The sequence below is a fragment of the Martinezella lusitana genome (assembly GCF_010668395.1).
In the GTDB taxonomy this organism is placed as follows: Bacteria; Pseudomonadota; Alphaproteobacteria; order Rhizobiales; family Rhizobiaceae; genus Rhizobium; species Rhizobium lusitanum_A.
Window position 1 is genome coordinate 96,691 of record NZ_WUEY01000018.1, and the last position, 14,295, is coordinate 110,985.

General features: G+C 62.0%; 18 protein-coding genes, 1 other RNA gene and 1 pseudogene. 11 read left to right on the forward strand and 9 right to left on the reverse strand.

Translation table 11 applies throughout. The features are described 5' to 3' along the window. Positions 1 to 4: 4 nt before the first annotated feature. From GR212_RS28220 to GR212_RS28230, 3 genes and pseudogenes are all read left to right on the forward strand, one after another. A pseudogene (locus tag GR212_RS28220) lies at positions 5 to 430 on the forward strand (MOSC domain-containing protein); the annotation flags it as partial. 115 nt (positions 431 to 545) lie between these two features. Further along, the gene (gene tnpA, locus GR212_RS28225) at positions 546 to 980 is read left to right on the forward strand and encodes an IS200/IS605 family transposase (protein WP_113356627.1); all 435 of its coding nucleotides are present in this window, start codon (positions 546 to 548) and stop codon (positions 978 to 980) included. 66 nt (positions 981 to 1,046) lie between these two features. After that, positions 1,047 to 1,271 carry a hypothetical protein gene (locus GR212_RS28230; protein WP_348643567.1) on the forward strand — a complete coding sequence of 75 codons (225 nt, stop codon included), beginning with the start codon at positions 1,047 to 1,049 and terminating at the stop codon, positions 1,269 to 1,271. 80 nt (positions 1,272 to 1,351) lie between these two features. On the opposite strand, the gene GR212_RS28235 is transcribed toward GR212_RS28230, so the two are convergent. Then, positions 1,352 to 1,963, reverse strand: a complete 612-nt coding sequence (locus GR212_RS28235) for a LysE family translocator (RefSeq protein WP_163991782.1) — start codon at positions 1,961 to 1,963, stop codon at positions 1,352 to 1,354. Between the two features lie 95 nt (positions 1,964 to 2,058). Continuing rightward, positions 2,059 to 2,595: an RBBP9/YdeN family alpha/beta hydrolase gene (locus GR212_RS28240; RefSeq protein ID WP_163991785.1), complete on the reverse strand. Its 537-nt coding sequence runs from the start codon at positions 2,593 to 2,595 to the stop codon at positions 2,059 to 2,061. 112 nt (positions 2,596 to 2,707) lie between these two features. On the opposite strand from GR212_RS28240, the gene GR212_RS28245 reads away from it, so the two are divergent. Beyond that, positions 2,708 to 3,184, forward strand: a complete 477-nt coding sequence (locus GR212_RS28245) for an Lrp/AsnC family transcriptional regulator (RefSeq protein WP_163991786.1) — start codon at positions 2,708 to 2,710, stop codon at positions 3,182 to 3,184. A gap of 15 nt (positions 3,185 to 3,199) precedes the next feature. Here GR212_RS28245 and GR212_RS28250 read toward each other — a convergent pair whose 3' ends face one another. From GR212_RS28250 to ffs, 3 genes are all read right to left on the reverse strand, one after another. Next, positions 3,200 to 3,523 carry a YbaB/EbfC family nucleoid-associated protein gene (locus GR212_RS28250; RefSeq protein ID WP_075856809.1) on the reverse strand — a complete coding sequence of 108 codons (324 nt, stop codon included), beginning with the start codon at positions 3,521 to 3,523 and terminating at the stop codon, positions 3,200 to 3,202. Positions 3,524 to 3,632: 109 nt separating this feature from the next. After that, a complete protein-coding gene (locus tag GR212_RS28255; protein ID WP_163991788.1) occupies positions 3,633 to 5,510 on the reverse strand; it encodes a DNA polymerase III subunit gamma/tau in 1,878 nt (625 codons plus the stop codon). A 50-nt stretch (positions 5,511 to 5,560) separates the two neighbouring features. Continuing rightward, positions 5,561 to 5,657, reverse strand: an RNA gene (gene ffs / locus GR212_RS28260) — signal recognition particle sRNA small type. A 91-nt stretch (positions 5,658 to 5,748) separates the two neighbouring features. Between ffs and GR212_RS28265 the strand changes: the two genes are divergently transcribed. From GR212_RS28265 to GR212_RS28290, 6 genes are all read left to right on the forward strand, one after another. After that, positions 5,749 to 6,159, forward strand: a complete 411-nt coding sequence (locus GR212_RS28265) for an HIT family protein (RefSeq protein ID WP_163991791.1) — start codon at positions 5,749 to 5,751, stop codon at positions 6,157 to 6,159. Beyond that, the gene (gene nudC, locus GR212_RS28270; protein ID WP_163991793.1) at positions 6,156 to 7,115 is read left to right on the forward strand and encodes an NAD(+) diphosphatase; all 960 of its coding nucleotides are present in this window, start codon (positions 6,156 to 6,158) and stop codon (positions 7,113 to 7,115) included. The genes GR212_RS28265 and nudC overlap by 4 nt, the downstream gene beginning before the upstream one ends. A gap of 13 nt (positions 7,116 to 7,128) precedes the next feature. Next, a complete protein-coding gene (locus tag GR212_RS28275) occupies positions 7,129 to 7,815 on the forward strand; it encodes a helix-turn-helix transcriptional regulator (RefSeq protein WP_163991794.1) in 687 nt (228 codons plus the stop codon). An 84-nt stretch (positions 7,816 to 7,899) separates the two neighbouring features. Further along, positions 7,900 to 8,136, forward strand: a complete 237-nt coding sequence (locus GR212_RS28280) for a hypothetical protein (protein ID WP_163991628.1) — start codon at positions 7,900 to 7,902, stop codon at positions 8,134 to 8,136. Positions 8,137 to 8,360: 224 nt separating this feature from the next. Continuing rightward, positions 8,361 to 8,729, forward strand: coding sequence for a VOC family protein (locus GR212_RS28285; RefSeq protein WP_163991796.1), 369 nt, complete (start codon positions 8,361 to 8,363; stop codon positions 8,727 to 8,729). Positions 8,730 to 9,060: 331 nt separating this feature from the next. Then, a complete protein-coding gene (locus GR212_RS28290; protein ID WP_163991798.1) occupies positions 9,061 to 9,459 on the forward strand; it encodes a VOC family protein in 399 nt (132 codons plus the stop codon). 7 nt (positions 9,460 to 9,466) lie between these two features. Here the strand turns inward: GR212_RS28290 and GR212_RS28295 are convergent, their stop codons facing one another. Together GR212_RS28295 and GR212_RS28300 are read right to left on the reverse strand one after the other, a co-directional pair. Continuing rightward, positions 9,467 to 10,321, reverse strand: a complete 855-nt coding sequence (locus tag GR212_RS28295; protein WP_163991800.1) for a prephenate dehydratase — start codon at positions 10,319 to 10,321, stop codon at positions 9,467 to 9,469. A 24-nt stretch (positions 10,322 to 10,345) separates the two neighbouring features. After that, on the reverse strand, positions 10,346 to 11,101 hold the full coding sequence (locus GR212_RS28300) for a 3-deoxy-manno-octulosonate cytidylyltransferase (RefSeq protein WP_163991802.1): 756 nt from the start codon (positions 11,099 to 11,101) through the stop codon (positions 10,346 to 10,348). A gap of 151 nt (positions 11,102 to 11,252) precedes the next feature. On the opposite strand from GR212_RS28300, the gene GR212_RS28305 reads away from it, so the two are divergent. Further along, positions 11,253 to 11,834, forward strand: coding sequence for a c-type cytochrome (locus GR212_RS28305; RefSeq protein WP_163991804.1), 582 nt, complete (start codon positions 11,253 to 11,255; stop codon positions 11,832 to 11,834). A 60-nt stretch (positions 11,835 to 11,894) separates the two neighbouring features. On the opposite strand, the gene GR212_RS28310 is transcribed toward GR212_RS28305, so the two are convergent. Both GR212_RS28310 and GR212_RS28315 read right to left on the reverse strand, forming a co-directional pair. Continuing rightward, positions 11,895 to 13,052, reverse strand: coding sequence for a patatin-like phospholipase family protein (locus GR212_RS28310; protein WP_163991806.1), 1,158 nt, complete (start codon positions 13,050 to 13,052; stop codon positions 11,895 to 11,897). A 117-nt stretch (positions 13,053 to 13,169) separates the two neighbouring features. Next, the gene (locus GR212_RS28315) at positions 13,170 to 14,114 is read right to left on the reverse strand and encodes an AEC family transporter (RefSeq protein ID WP_163991807.1); all 945 of its coding nucleotides are present in this window, start codon (positions 14,112 to 14,114) and stop codon (positions 13,170 to 13,172) included. Positions 14,115 to 14,295: the final 181 nt, after the last annotated feature.

Here is a 14,295-nt window from a genome sequence, read left to right on the forward strand (position 1 = left end):
ACCGATGAAAATTCTGGCCGTTTGCCTCGGTGCCCCGGAGGCGCTGCCCGGCAGGAAAATGAAGACCGGCATCAACAAGCATGCCGTGAACGGCACCGTCATGATCGATGCGGAAGGGCTGGTCGGCGACGCCATCTGCAATCGCAAGCATCACGGCGGCCGCGATCAGGCCGTCTATGTCGAGGGCTCGCTGACGCTGGACTGGTGGGCGAGGGAGCTCGGGCGGCCGTTGGAACCTGGCGCTTTCGGCGAAAACCTCATTGTCGAGGGCCTGGACAATCGTGAGGTGGCCGTCGGCGATCGGTTCATAGCCGGCGATCTTGTTCTGGAGGTAAGCTCGGCGCGCATCCCCTGCGCGACATTCGCCGCAAAGATGGGCGATCCCTTGTTCGTCAAGCGCTATATTCATGCCGGGCGACCCGGCATTTATTATATCAAGAATAAACCTCCACCTACGGTGGAGGACTGGACGAGTTTTACACGGTAGTTGAGAGACCTCCTGCTTGAACCGCTGGCGTGGCCCAGACTTCAAACAAGGAGGTTATATGGATGAGCAATCGCTCTCGCATGCGACGTGGGACTGCAAATATCACGTTGTTTTTGGCAGCAAATACCGAACGAAAAGACTCTACGGGGATGTGCGTCGAGAGTTGGGTGAACTCTTACGTCGTCTGGCTCAGCAAAAGGGCTGCCAGATCGAAGAGGGTCATTTGATGCCCGATCATGTCCACATGTTGATATCGATCCCGCCGAAATACTCGGTCGCGCATATAGTTGGATTTTTGAAGGGCAAGACGGCTCTTTACATTGCCAACAAGTACGCGCGTAAGCGCCGCTACAAAGGGTATCACTTTTGGGCACGTGGGTATTTCGTGTCGACGACGGGCTATAATGAGCAGGTCGTCAGACAATATATCCGGAACCAAGAAAAGGCCGACAAAGCTTCCGACTTTGCCGACCTCTTTAATCGTAGCTACTAAGCACTAACAAAACCACTTCTAGTGGTTCAAGCGCAGCGTTTCAAACCTCCACCTTTGGTGGAGGTCATGACTTGCCGCGTGCTTACGGGCGGCATGGCGAGTGCCGGTATGCCGGTCGCCTATCTGCCTTACACGGGCGGGCGGGTGACGATGCCGGAAATGATGGCGACGCTCGGCAGACACCTGTCGCCGGAAGATCAGGCGCGTTACCTGGCGGCGCCCATCCACCACAAGCTGCGCGCCCTGATCGAAGGCGCCGCGCTTCAGAGTAATTCCAGGAAAAGCGCATAGCGGTTTTCCATCCGGAATTGCGTAAAAACAAAAGGATAGAGAGTTTTCGCGATTCGAAGAAAAGCGGAAAAGCTCTCGTCTCAACGCATGGCGATTGCCACGGCGGCACCCGCCATGGTGGCGGCGCTGGTACGATTGGCGATGCGTACGGCGCGGCGGCTCTTGAGGAAGGTTCTGGCCTTGGCCGCCAGCATCGCCCAGGAGAAATCGATGACAACAAGCACTGCGAACATCGTCGTCACCAGCTCTGCCCAGCCGGTGACCGTGACGGCATGCAGATCGATGATCGAGGGCAGCAGCGCCACGTAGAACACCATGATCTTCGGGTTGCCCATGGTCACCGTGAAACCGGCGAGGAAGAGCCGGGTGGCCGATTGCTCGTCCGGCAACTCATCCCCCGTCGTATCGGAGGAGGCAAACCACATTTTCCAGGCGAGATAGAGCAGATAGGCGACGCCGAGCCACTTGATGACGACGAAGGCGAGGTGGAAGGTTTCGGCAATGGTCGCAAGGCCGGCAACGGCGCAGGTCAGCCAGATCGCCTCGCCAAGCCACATGCCGGAAAGGAAGGGGAATACGTTGCGCGCGCCCTTCGTCAGCACGCGTGCCACCAGCGCGGCGATGTTCGGTCCCGGCGATCCCGCCGCAATGAACAGGGCACCCGCAAAAACAAGCAATGTCGACAGGCTCATCGCATTCCCTCCGATCAGGCAGACCAGATGATATCTGGAAGAAGAAGTCCAGACATAGCATTCCGGCCGACCTTTTCCAAACGCCAGCTTTGCGCTCAGCCGAGCTGGGTGCGAAAGCGCTCGAAGATCGCCTTGCCTTCCGGCCATTCGCCCAGCCCGGATGCCGCATTGATATGGCCGCGCGGCCCGACATCGACCAGCGTGCTGTCCCAGACTTCGGCGCTGGTCCACGCGTATTTGTGAGGGCCGTAAGGATCGTCGGTGCTCGCGACAAGCAGGGACGGAAACGGCAGCCGTTGCCGCGGCGGATTGGCGAAGCTGCCGGCCTCGGCGAGATAGATTTCGCCTGTCGGGTCGGGAGGGGCCACCAGGAATGCGCCCAGGATCGCCGTTTTCCTCATGGGCGCCCAATGGGCGACGAGCTGGCAGGCAAGGCTATGCGCAATCAGGATGGGCGGCGTTGCCGAACGGGCGATTTCCCGCTCGAGCGCGGCGATCCAATCCGTGAGTATCGGCTTGTCCCAGCTTGACGGCTGAAACCGTCGCAGGCTTGGGTCCTGACGTTCCCATAGGGTTTGCCAGTGGCCTTCGCCCGAACCGCCAAGCCCCGGCAGGGTAATGATGTCGCTCATCTCTGTCCTTTCTCCATATTCCGCTATGAAGAAAGCTGCCACGTCGTTTGATCGATTGACATTGCAATCCATCGGGTAAAGCTTTTAGCGGCCGATGAATTGAAGGTGGACGATGGACAGTATCGAAAGAGGGCTGGATCCGACGGATCTGTCGATCATCGAGATCCTGCAGCAGGACGGGCGTATCTCAGTGTCGGAGCTCGGCCGTCGCGTCGGTCTCTCGCAGCCGGCGGCGTCGGAGCGGTTGAAGCGGCTGGAGGAGCGGGGCGTGATCGCCGGATATCGCGCTGTCATCGATCCCGCCGCGGTTGGTCTCGGCATGATGGCGGTCATCCGGCTGCGCACCACGCATGAGCACATCCGGCCCTATCTGAAGCAGTTTGCGGAAATGCCCGAGATTGTCGAGGTTTTGCGGCTGACGGGTGAGGATTGCTTCCTGCTCAAGGTTCTCGTGCCGACGCCGGCCGACCTTGAAACCATCGTCGATTCCATTGCTCGCCATGGAGCCGTCACGACATCGCTGGTGCTACGGAACGAACCGGCAAAGGCGATCGGCCGCAATCTGATCCGCAAGGCGGCCGCGCGCTGATGGAGGATACCGTTCTCAGAACGGCAGCTTGAAGCCGGGCGGGATCGGCAGACCGGCCGTCAGTTCGCGGGTCTTTTCGGCGGCGATCGCCTCGGCCTTCTCCTGGGCATCCTTGTTGGCGGCGACGATCAGGTCTTCGAGGATTTCGACATCGTCTTCCTTGAAAAGCGACGGATCGATCTTGATGCCCAGCATCAGGCCCTTGCCGTTGACGGTGACGGTGACGAGGCCTCCGCCGGCCTTGCCTTCGACGCGAATGTCGGCGATCTCCGACTGCATCTTCTCCATCTTCGCCTGCATTTCCTTCACTTTGCCCATCATGCCCATGATGTCGCGCATCGTCGTTGGTCCTTCTTCTGCAAGTGTCAGTTTCTTCTCGGGCGGGATGTGCCGCCATGGCCGCCGCCGGCTTCGAGCCGATGTGGTTCCGCCGAAGCCCATCCTAGCCCTAGAATTCTATGTCGTCGCCCGGCAGGATATCGCCGTCGACGGATTCGGCGACGGCCGGCGGAGCGGCGGCCTCTTCCTCGTCTTCGGTCTCGGGTGCCCGCACCCGCACGTCGATGATCTTCGCGCCCGGAAACTGCGCCAGAATCGCGGCGACATCGGGATCCTGCCGCGCGTCGGCGACCCGCTGCTTCTGCGCGTTCGCCTCGGCTTCCACCAGCGTCGGCTGGCCTTCCTCGCGGCTGAGGCTGACGATCCAGTGAATGCCGGTCCATTCCCTGAGCTTGCCGGCAAGCTCGTTCAGCAGCGTTCCGGGAGCGCCTGGTGTCAGGCTGACATCGAGCCTGCCCGGCTCCAGCTTTACGGGACGCACGAAGGCGCGCACCAGCGCCTTCAGCTTCGGATCGCGCTTCTGGCTGGCAAGTTCGGCGATATCGGCCATCGAGTTGATCGGCACGAGCGGCTTCGGCGCTTCGACCGGCTTCTGTTCGATGCGGCCGACCGGCTGCGAGTCCGTCTGCGTATTCGGCACGGCGCGCAACATGGCGACCGGTGCCGAAGGCGTCGGCCGCGGCGCCGGTGTTTCGACGGCACGCGCCATGGCGTTGCCCTGATAGGAGATCGCTGCTCCGCCGCCATTGCCGCCGATTGGAGACGGCGACGGGCGGGAGCCGCCATTGCCGTCGGAAAATTCGGCAAGCCGGCGTGCCGCATCTTCCGGGGCCGGAAGATGGGCGGCATGGGCGAGCCGGATCAGCACCATTTCGGCAGCCCCGGCGGTGCGCGAGGCATTCTCCGTCTCGGTGATGCCCTTCAAGAGCATCTGCCAGATGCGGGAAAGCGCCGTCACCGCGACGCCCTGCGCGAATTCTGCCGCTTTCGTGCGCTCGACTTCGCTCAGCGACGGATCGTCGGCGGCATCGGGCACATATTTGAGACGGGTCACGAGATGGGTGAAATCGGCAAGATCGGTCAGCACGACGACGGGATTGGCGCCGGCCTCGTACTGGCTGTTGAATTCCGCAAGCGCTGCCGAAACATCGCCTTTGACGACATGGCCGAAGAGATCGACGATGCGGGCGCGGTCCGCAAGTCCGAGCATCGCGCGCACGGCATCGGCGGCAACGAAGCCACTGCCATGGGCGATCGCCTGGTCGAGGAGCGACAGGCCGTCGCGCGCCGAGCCTTCGGCGGCGCGGGCGATCATGGCAAGCGCTTCCGGCTCGGCCTTGATGCCTTCCTTGCCGGCGATGGTGGTGAACAGCCCGACCAGATCGGAAGCGCTGATGCGGCGCAGGTCGAAGCGCTGGCAGCGCGACAGCACCGTGATCGGAACCTTGCGGATTTCCGTGGTGGCGAAGATGAACTTCACATGCTCGGGCGGCTCTTCGAGCGTCTTCAGCAGGCCGTTGAAGGCGGCCGTCGACAGCATGTGCACTTCGTCGATGATGTAGACCTTGTAGCGCGCCGAGACCGGCCGGTAGCGCACCTGCTCGATGATCTCACGGATATCGTCGATACCCGTGTGCGAGGCGGCGTCCATCTCGATGACGTCGACATGGCGGCCTTCCATGATCGCCTGGCAATGTTCGCCTGGCTCGCGCAGATCGATGGTGGGCCGGTCGATATCGGCGGTCTTGTAGTTGAGGGCGCGGGCAAGGATGCGAGCCGTCGTCGTCTTGCCGACGCCGCGCACGCCGGTCAGCATATAGGCCTGGGCGATACGGCCGGTCTCGAACGCGTTGGTCAGCGTGCGAACCATCGGCTCCTGGCCGACCATCAGGTCCGTGAAGTCCTTGGGCCTGTACTTGCGGGCCAGCACCCGGTAACCGGTGCCGGTCGAGGCGGCATCTTTTGCTTGTCGCTCGCTGTCGCTCATCGCCCTGCTTATTATTGCCCGCAGAAAGCCGGGTCTTGCTTTCAGAAAGGGTGGGAGGCTGGCACGATGACCCGTGCCGGGCTCGTTAGGGCTGCTTCCTTCCGGACCTGACCCGGTTGGCGAGTGGCTCGTCCACCACCAACCTCCCGGATGCACATATCGGCAATATCGTCATCAAAAGCAAGCCAAGGTCAAAAAAAACTGCTAAACATTTGATAAAACAATGGAGGATGCCCCCTTGAAGGAGTTTACGCTCGACGACCGTCTGGCGAATGACAGCGTTTCCGTCGCCATCACAGGCCTTTGCGACGTACGGCTGATGAAGGATCGCCGCTGGCCATGGCTCGTGCTGATCCCCCGGCGGCCCGGCAAATCGGAAGTTTTCGAGCTGACGCCGCTCGACCGTATCTTGCTGACCTTCGAAACGGATAAGGTCGCAAGCGCGCTTAAGACGGTCACGGGAGCAGCAAAAATCAATGTCGGGGCACTTGGAAATATTGTCCGCCAGCTTCATGTTCATGTCATTGCGCGGTTCGAAGGAGACGCTAACTGGCCCGGTCCGGTTTGGGGCTACGGCAAGGCGGAACCCTATTCGGACGAAGACATGAACAGCCTCATAGCCAAGTTGCGGGAAACGCTTTCACAATGAGCCATTCCATTTTTTCCTCGGATGCCCCGCATCCGGAAGCCAGCAGTCTCACCGCCTTTGCGGAAAACCAACTCGACCGGGATGCCGAGCATCGCGACGAGGAATCGATCAAGCATGCGCTCGCCAAGGAAGGCACGCATATCCTGGCCTTTGCCCAGGATCGGCTCGTTCTGAAGCATGACGGGCAGGTGCTCGACCCGCTGTTTGCCCGCTACGAGCTGCAGGGGCTCGATCCGAACTGGGACGAAGCCGTCTTGCTCGGCTATCGCAAGACCGGCGAGCCCCGGCTTGCCGTGCCCGTGCGCGTCAATGCCGACGAGCTTGCCAGCCAGTACAAGCCCGCGGACATGCGCGCGCTCTGGCGCGATCTTCTGCTGGAAGGCGAAATCCTCGGCGAGGCCGCGCAAGGCATGAGCCTCATTCGCTGGAATGGCGACAACCGCTTCTGCGGCCGTTGCGGCTCGATCATGGAAAGCCGCATCGGCGGCTACAAGCGCGTCTGCACGGCCTGCGAACACATGATCTTCCCGCGCACGGACCCCGTCGTCATCATGCTGACGATCGATGAGGAAAGGAACCTCTGCCTGCTCGGCCGCAGCCATCATTTCGCACCGGGCATGTATTCCTGTCTCGCCGGCTTCGTCGAGCCGGGCGAAACCATCGAGAATGCCGTGCGCCGCGAGACGCAGGAAGAATCGGGCATCCACACCGGACGCGTGCGCTATCATGCCTCCCAGCCCTGGCCCATGCCGCATTCCCTGATGATCGGCTGCTATGCCGAGGCGAAGTCGACGGAAATCCACATGGACGAGACCGAGCTCGACGATTGCCGCTGGTTCACCCCGGAAGAGACGCTCGCCTTGCTCGATCGCGGCTCGGCAGCCGGCAACACGTCTCCGCCCAAGGGTTCCATCGCCCATCGCCTTATGCGCGACTGGGTGGAATGGAAACGTTAGGACCAATGCTGCCATGGCGCGCTCGGAACGTTTGCTGACGCTGCTGCAGACGCTGCGGCGCTACCGCCGTCCGGTCAGCGGTGCCGTTCTGGCGGAGGAAACCGGCGTCAGCCTGCGCACGCTCTATCGCGATATTGCAAGCCTGCAGTCGCAGGGCGCCATGATCGAGGGCGAGCCCGGCATCGGCTACGTGCTGAAGCCCGGCTTCATGCTGCCGCCGATGATGTTTTCGCAGGACGAGATCGAGGCGCTGGTGCTGGGATCGAGATGGGTGGCGCGCGCCACCGATTCGCGACTGGCGGCGGCCGGCGCCGATGCGCTTGCCAAGATCGCCGCCGTGCTGCCCGCCGACCTGCGCGAGGCGGTCGATCAGGCGGCGGTGGTCGTCGGCACGCGGCGCATCACGGAAGACAGGGCCGATCTTTCCCTCATGCGCAAGGCGATCCGCACCGAGCGCATGGTGCAGCTGACCTATGGCGACGTGAACGGTACGATTTCCACCCGGCGTATCTGGCCCTTTGCGCTCGGCTACTTCGACAACGCCCGCATCATCATGGCCTGGTGCGAGCTGCGCCAGGATTATCGGCATTTCCGCGCCGACCGCGTCGTCGATTTCGCCGTGCTGGAGGCACGCTATCCACGCCGCCGCGTCGCTCTCGCAAGGGAATGGCATGCCCGGGAGGGCGTTGCCCACGATTGATCCGGCGCGCGCGATGCTACTGCCATAAACTGTCAGTAGGCCCGGCTATGATGATCTTCATCCAAGCAGGAAGGAGGATCGATCATGGCAAGCCACGTTCTTATCGTCACGAAAGAGGCGCATCGCCCGGTCATCGCGGCGCAGGAAGGCAAGGGCCTTTCTCCGTTTGCATGGCTGAAGGATTTTCCGCGGATTGCGCATCGGCATTTCGTCGGCCGTCGTGATCGCCTCGATCTTGAAGAGGCGCCGGATTTCATGATGCGTGATCTGGGCTTTCTCGACGGGCATGCTCCGTATCGCGAGGAAGACAGAATGCGCTAAGGCATCATCCTGCGGCTTGCGTAGCGGTTTCACGATCAAAACAGATGCAAAATCAAGAGCCTGAAGCGCGGAAAGCGCCATCGGTCCGCCGTGGCGCGCCTTAACATCGCTTACCCATAAGCATCCGGCCATCCACCAGCAAATTCACGACCGGCAGGCATCGTCTGTCTGCCGGACCGCGTCTGCATGCCTTTATATCCACCCAAAATGAGAGGAATATCCACATGACCAGCCCAAACCTCATCATCTTCTACGTCAAGGATCCTGGCGAGAGCACGCCGTTCTATCGTGACCTGCTCGGCCGCGAGCCCACCTTTGCCTCGCCGAATTTCGTGGCCTTCTCGCTCGATAACGGTTTCAACCTCGGCCTCTGGCGCCGCAGCAGCGTCGAGCCGCAACCCTCGGCCATCGGCAATCGCGGCGAACTCGGCTTCATGGTCGAAGGAGCCGGTGCCGTCGAAAAGCACTACAAGGATTGGAAGGCGCGCGGCCTGCCGATCGCACAGGAACTGACGACGATGGATTTCGGTCCGACCTTCGTCGTGCTCGACCCGGACGGCCATCGCCTTCGTGTTTGTGAGCCGGATAAGTAAAGCCGAGACGTCGCTTGCCCCCTCTCCCTGCAGAGAGAGGGGACGACCCAGATCTTTCGCCAAACGCAGTGGCGGAAGGAGGGCTAGGGGGTGCGACTAACCCCTTCTCCCCACGGGGAGAAGGTATAGTAGCGCCAACCAGCCCCATACGTGATAGCGCCCCGCAGGCGGCGAGAAGGTGGTGGCCGACAGGCCGGAGTAGGGGTCTGGAACGGCATCCATGAATCGCTTCAGCAACCGGCCGGCCGAATGCTCGATCTGATCGTTCGAGTTGACTCACGCCAGTTCCAGAGGAAACTAGTCGATACAACCAGAGCTATGCGAGGCCCAATTGCTCCATCATATTTCGTTCGGCGTATCGGATATCGACAAGGCTGCTGCCTTCTACGACGCGGCCTTCGCGCCGCTCGGCTATATCAGGGTTTGGGAGGATCTGAGCCCCGGCGACCCCGATCAGGCGATCGGATATGGTCCGCCAGGCGGCGGCGACAAGTTCGCCATCAAGTCGCGCGGCGCCGAAGCTCATGCGCCGGGTCCGGGCTTTCACCTTGCCTTTGCCGCGCCAAGCCGTGAGGCAGTCGTTTCGTTTCATGAGGCCGCACTTGCGCATGGCGGCAAGGACAATGGCCCTCCGGGCCTTCGGCCACACTATGGCCCGACCTATTTCGCAGCCTTCGTCGTCGATCCGGACGGCCACCGTATCGAGGTCGTGACCAAGGTGTCGGGTTGACCGTTGCTTAGAGATCGCCCCGCGTCGGGTGTCCCTTGTAGACACCGAGGATGCGGACCTTTTCGGAGAAGAAGCGCAGTTCTTCCAGCGCGCGGCGCACATGCGGGTCGGAAGGGTGGCCCTCGATATCGGCATAGAACTGCGTCGCTACAAAACGGCCGCCGAGCTGGTAGCTCTCGAGCTTCGTCATGTTGATGCCGTTCGTGGCGAAGCCGCCGAGCGCCTTGTAGAGGGCGGCGGGAATGTTGCGGACGTTGAAGACGAAAGTGGTGACGATCTTTTCGTCCGGCGCGCCGCGCTCGGCCCAGTTCTCGTCACGCGACAGCACGACGAAGCGCGTCATGTTGTTTTCGGTGTCCTCGACATTCTCGGCGATGATTTCGAGGCCGTAGAGATCGGCTGCCAGCCGCGGCGCCAGCGCCGCCATGCTGCGATCGCCGGTTTCCTGCACCAGCTTGGCGGCGCCGGCGGTATCGCCGGCGATGACGGGCTTCCAGCCGTTGGCGCGCACGATGTTGCGGCACTGCCCCAGCGCATGGATATGGCTGTGAACCGTGCGGATCTCTTCCTTCTTCACGCCGGGCAGCACCATCAGCTGGAAGCGGATCGGCATGAAGTATTCGCCGACGATATGCAGGCGCGAATCCGGCAGCAGGTGATGGATATCGGCGACGCGTCCGGCAATCGTGTTTTCAATCGGGATCATGCCGAGATCGGCTTCGCCGTTGTCGATCGCGGAGAAGGCATCCTCGAAGGTCTGGCAGGGCAGCGGCTCCATGGTCGGGAACATGTCGCGGCTGGCCATATCGGAATTGGCGCCGTAGTCGCCCTGGAAGGAGATCTTGTTGGTCTTGGTGATCATGGGACTGCCCTTGGGGGAATGCCGTCAGAGAGAGGCGGCGGAGAGGATGCGTCTGGCCTTTTCGAGGTCGGCGGGAGTATCGACACCGAGCGGTATCGTGTCAACGATCTCGACATCGATGCGCATGCCGGCCTCAAGCGCCCGCAACTGCTCCAGCGATTCGCGCAGCTCGAGCGGCGATGGGCCGAGGCTCACGAATTTTTCGAGCGCGGCGCGGCGGTAGGTGTAGAGGCCGATGTGATGATAGAGCGGCCCCTTGCCGTAGGGCGCGGTGGCGCGGGTGAAGTAGAGGGCGCGCAGGCGATTGCCCGAAATCGGCGAGCCGATGACCTTGACGACGCTCGGCGCCGTCTTTTCTTCCTCGTCCTTGATCTCGACGGTCAGCGTCGCGATGTCGACGGCCGGATCTTCGAGCGGGCGCAGCGAGGCGCGGATGGTCTCGGGATCGATCGTCGGCAGATCTCCCTGCACGTTGACGACGATTTCGGCGCGGCCATCCGGATCCACGGCCTGCAGCGCCTCATAGATGCGGTCCGAGCCGGACTGATGATCCTTGCCGGTCATCACGACTTCAAAGCCTGCATTGGCGACTGCGGCGTAGGTATCCTCGTGATCGACGGCGACGACGATGCGACCGATCGCCGCCTCGCGCGCGCGCCGGGCAACCTGTACGATCATGGGCAGGCCGCAAATATCGGCAAGCGGCTTGCCCGGCAGGCGAGTGGAAGCCATGCGGGCGGGAATGAGGACCAGCGTCTTGTCTAAATTTGGATCTGTCATTGTTGGGCCTTCTATTCCTGCGGGAAAAGTGTCAAAACGTCTCATGGTGGAGGCCGTTTACAGCGTTGCAAGAAACAGCCAAAAGACATAGGTTTCGCGCGAATTCAAGATGGGCCGGCGGAGGATGCCGGCGGCGAGGGGAGCATAGCAGATGAATTCATCCTACGTGAACATGGGAGTCGGGGCACTTTTGGCCACGCTGTTCGTGTTGAAGTCCGTGTCGCTCGCGTCAGGATTTATTTTCCATACCGAGGTGCCGGAAAAGCCCGGCTTCACCATCGTCGCCACCGAAGAGCCGGCTGGAGGTGGTGACAAGGCTGCCGCCGCCAAGCCGGAAACGCCGATCGCTCAGCTGCTGCAGAAGGCTGACGCCAAGGTCGGCGAAACGATCTTCAAGAAGTGTCAGGCCTGTCATTCCGGAGAGAAGGGAGGGCCCAACAAGGTTGGCCCCGATCTCTGGGGTATCGTGGACCGCCCGGTCGGCGAGCACGAGGGCTTTGCCTATTCGTCCGGCATGAAGGATTTCTCCAAGGGCGGCTCGGAGAAGTGGACCTACGATCACCTCTATCACTTCCTGGCTGCCCCGAAGAAGTTCGTTGCCGGAACGGCGATGGGCTTTGCCGGCCTGCCGAAGGAAGAGGATCGCGCCAACGTGATCGCCTATCTGCGCACGCTCGCCGATACGCAGGTGCCGCTGCCGGATCCGAACGCGGCCCCGGCGGCCACGAACTAAGGCAATCCGCATGATGGATTGAAAACCCGGCCGTTAACGCCGGGTTTTCTGTGTTGCGGCTCAGACCGAATGCCGGCGCGAGCGCGTTCTCTGGTCCAGATCGAAGACCTTCAGCCCATCCTCGGCGCTGGGGGGCAGCCGCCAGTCTTCCGCAACCAGTGCCTTGCGGGCATCGCGCAAGCCTGCCTCCCAATGCTCGTGCATGGACAACGTCGAAAACTCGTAATCCTTCGAGTGCGAGCGGAACTGCTTGTTGCGGTAGATGAGATGGATGATCGTGACGCCGTAGCTGGAGCAATGCTCCTCCAGCTTCCTGATGTCCGGATCGGCCTTGGCCTCTTCGGGAAGGCGGGCATAAAGCTCCGATATCGCGCGCCGCAGGCGGTGGCGTTCGAGGAATAGGTCGGTGTTCAGACGGGTGCGGCTGGAATAGGTGATGTCTTTGCGCCGCTCCTCGACCTCTTCCAGATCCTGCGGCATCGGGCCGACGGCGCTGAAGAGATCGACCTGAAACACCACGGTATCGACCCCTGCGCCATTGCGCAGCACATAGGTCAGCGGCGTGTTCGAAACCAGGCCGCCGTCCCAATAGTATTCGTTGCCGATCTTGATCGCCGGAAACCCCGGCGGCAGCGCGCCGCTCGCCATGATGTGCTCGGGCGTGATCTTGGTGTTCCTGTTGTCGAAAAAGGCGAAGTTGCCGGTGCGCACGTTGACCGCACCGAGGCTGAGGCGCACCGGGCCGTGGTTGATTCGGTCGAAATCGACGTGATCGAGCAACGTCTGGCGCAAATGCCCGGTGTCGTAGATGCTGGTCGCGCCGGCCGAGCCCCGTGCCTGGAACCAAGCCGGGATATGCCGGGGGGAAAAGAAGCCCGGCGCGCCGAAGGTCGAGACCCACCAGCTGCTGACGGTGCGGTAGAGAGGGCTGGTCTCCCGCTGCTGCTCCATCAGGGCATCGACGGGAAGCTGGATGGTGACCTTGTTCCAGAAGGAGCGCAGCTTCTCAAGCCGCTCGCCCGGTACGTTGCCGGCCATGATGGAAGCGTTGATGGCGCCGATCGAGATGCCGGCGATCCAGTCCGGCTCGATATTCTGTTCTCTGAGCGCCTCGAAGGCGCCAGCCTGGTAGGAGCCGAGCGCGCCGCCACCCTGCAGCACGAAGACCTTATGCGAATAGGCGGAAGCGGGATTGGTAAGGGGAGCTGCAATATTCATGTGCCATCCTTTGCTGCGCTCCGGGTGGGAAGGCCGGCATGCGCAAATATATGACCATTTTCCTGTCCCTCCGTATGCGGAGAAACGTCATTGCGAATCGGTGGGTTCGAGCCTGCGCTACGCGAGCAGATAAGCCCAAAGCGACACCGAGAATGCCCCGAGCGCAGTCGTCAAGGTAATCGTCGAGGCGGCGAGACTGTGACCGACGCCGAAGCGATTGGCAATCAGCCAGGCGTTCACACCTGTCGGAACCGCCGCCGTTAGCACCAAGGCCGCCCGCCATTCCGGGCTGAGGCCGAGAAGATGGCCGGCCGCCAATACGCAGGCCGGAAGCAGGAACAGCTTGAAGGCTGACATCACGCTGGTAATGCCGAGATTGCCCGACAGTCCGTATTGCCGCAGCGCCATGCCGAGCGAGATCAGCGCCGCCGGGCCGGCGATATTGGCGATGCTGTCGACCGCGGTCCCGAGCGTGGCCGGGATGGGTATGCCGGTGACATGCACGATGAGACCGCAGAAAAGCCCGATGACCAGCGGATTGCGGACAAGGTTCCTGCCGACCTGTTGCAAAAGCTCGCCGGTATTGCGGCCGGCGCCGGCATTCTCCTTGCGCTCGGCCTGCTCCATCAGCAGCGTGCCGGCAATCATCATGGTCGGCAGGTGCACGGCAATCAGGATCGACATCGCCATGACGCCATCGGGACCGACCGTGCGTCCCACTAGCGGCAGGCCGATGAAGATCGTGTTGGCGAAAGCGGAGGACACGCCGGCCAGCACGCCGATGCGCGCATCCCGCCCGAACAGCCGTGTCGCCACGATATGGCCTGCGGTCCAGGTGATGGCGACACCGGAGAAATAGGCGATCCACAATCGAAATGGCGAGGCGCCGCGAAAATCGGCCTCCGCGATGGTCTGGAACAGAAGCAGCGGCACCGCGATCTTGAAGACGAACTCGCTCATGGCCTCGCCGACCTCGGCTTTCAGCAGGCCGGTTCGCACGATCACCCAGCCGACGAGAATCAGCAGGAAGACGGGCAGGACGTCAGTGAGGATTTCGGACATACCGGACGAGGGCCGTAGAATGTGGCTCGGGGAATTTTACCCGGAAGTTGTAGCAGCTTGCTCAAAGCGTGTCGCGCAAAAGTGCGCAGCGGTCTTGCGAAGAAGGCACGCGCAAAATCAAGGGCTTAAAGCGCTCAGGGCAGATCTGAGGTATCGCGAAGCGCTATGCCTGTGAGAACCC

Coding starts and splice junctions, on each gene's coding strand:
- tnpA (WP_113356627.1), top strand. CDS start 546: ATGGATGAGCAATCGCTCTCGCATGCGACGTGGGACTGCAAATATCAC.
- GR212_RS28230 (WP_348643567.1), top strand. CDS start 1,047: ATGACTTGCCGCGTGCTTACGGGCGGCATGGCGAGTGCCGGTATGCCG.
- GR212_RS28235 (WP_163991782.1), bottom strand. CDS start 1,963: ATGAGCCTGTCGACATTGCTTGTTTTTGCGGGTGCCCTGTTCATTGCG.
- GR212_RS28240 (WP_163991785.1), bottom strand. CDS start 2,595: ATGAGCGACATCATTACCCTGCCGGGGCTTGGCGGTTCGGGCGAAGGC.
- GR212_RS28245 (WP_163991786.1), top strand. CDS start 2,708: ATGGACAGTATCGAAAGAGGGCTGGATCCGACGGATCTGTCGATCATC.
- GR212_RS28250 (WP_075856809.1), bottom strand. CDS start 3,523: ATGCGCGACATCATGGGCATGATGGGCAAAGTGAAGGAAATGCAGGCG.
- GR212_RS28255 (WP_163991788.1), bottom strand. CDS start 5,510: ATGAGCGACAGCGAGCGACAAGCAAAAGATGCCGCCTCGACCGGCACC.
- nudC (WP_163991793.1), top strand. CDS start 6,156: ATGAGCCATTCCATTTTTTCCTCGGATGCCCCGCATCCGGAAGCCAGC.
- GR212_RS28275 (WP_163991794.1), top strand. CDS start 7,129: ATGGCGCGCTCGGAACGTTTGCTGACGCTGCTGCAGACGCTGCGGCGC.
- GR212_RS28280 (WP_163991628.1), top strand. CDS start 7,900: ATGGCAAGCCACGTTCTTATCGTCACGAAAGAGGCGCATCGCCCGGTC.
- GR212_RS28285 (WP_163991796.1), top strand. CDS start 8,361: ATGACCAGCCCAAACCTCATCATCTTCTACGTCAAGGATCCTGGCGAG.
- GR212_RS28295 (WP_163991800.1), bottom strand. CDS start 10,321: ATGATCACCAAGACCAACAAGATCTCCTTCCAGGGCGACTACGGCGCC.
- GR212_RS28300 (WP_163991802.1), bottom strand. CDS start 11,101: ATGACAGATCCAAATTTAGACAAGACGCTGGTCCTCATTCCCGCCCGC.
- GR212_RS28305 (WP_163991804.1), top strand. CDS start 11,253: ATGAATTCATCCTACGTGAACATGGGAGTCGGGGCACTTTTGGCCACG.
- GR212_RS28310 (WP_163991806.1), bottom strand. CDS start 13,052: ATGAATATTGCAGCTCCCCTTACCAATCCCGCTTCCGCCTATTCGCAT.
- GR212_RS28315 (WP_163991807.1), bottom strand. CDS start 14,114: ATGTCCGAAATCCTCACTGACGTCCTGCCCGTCTTCCTGCTGATTCTC.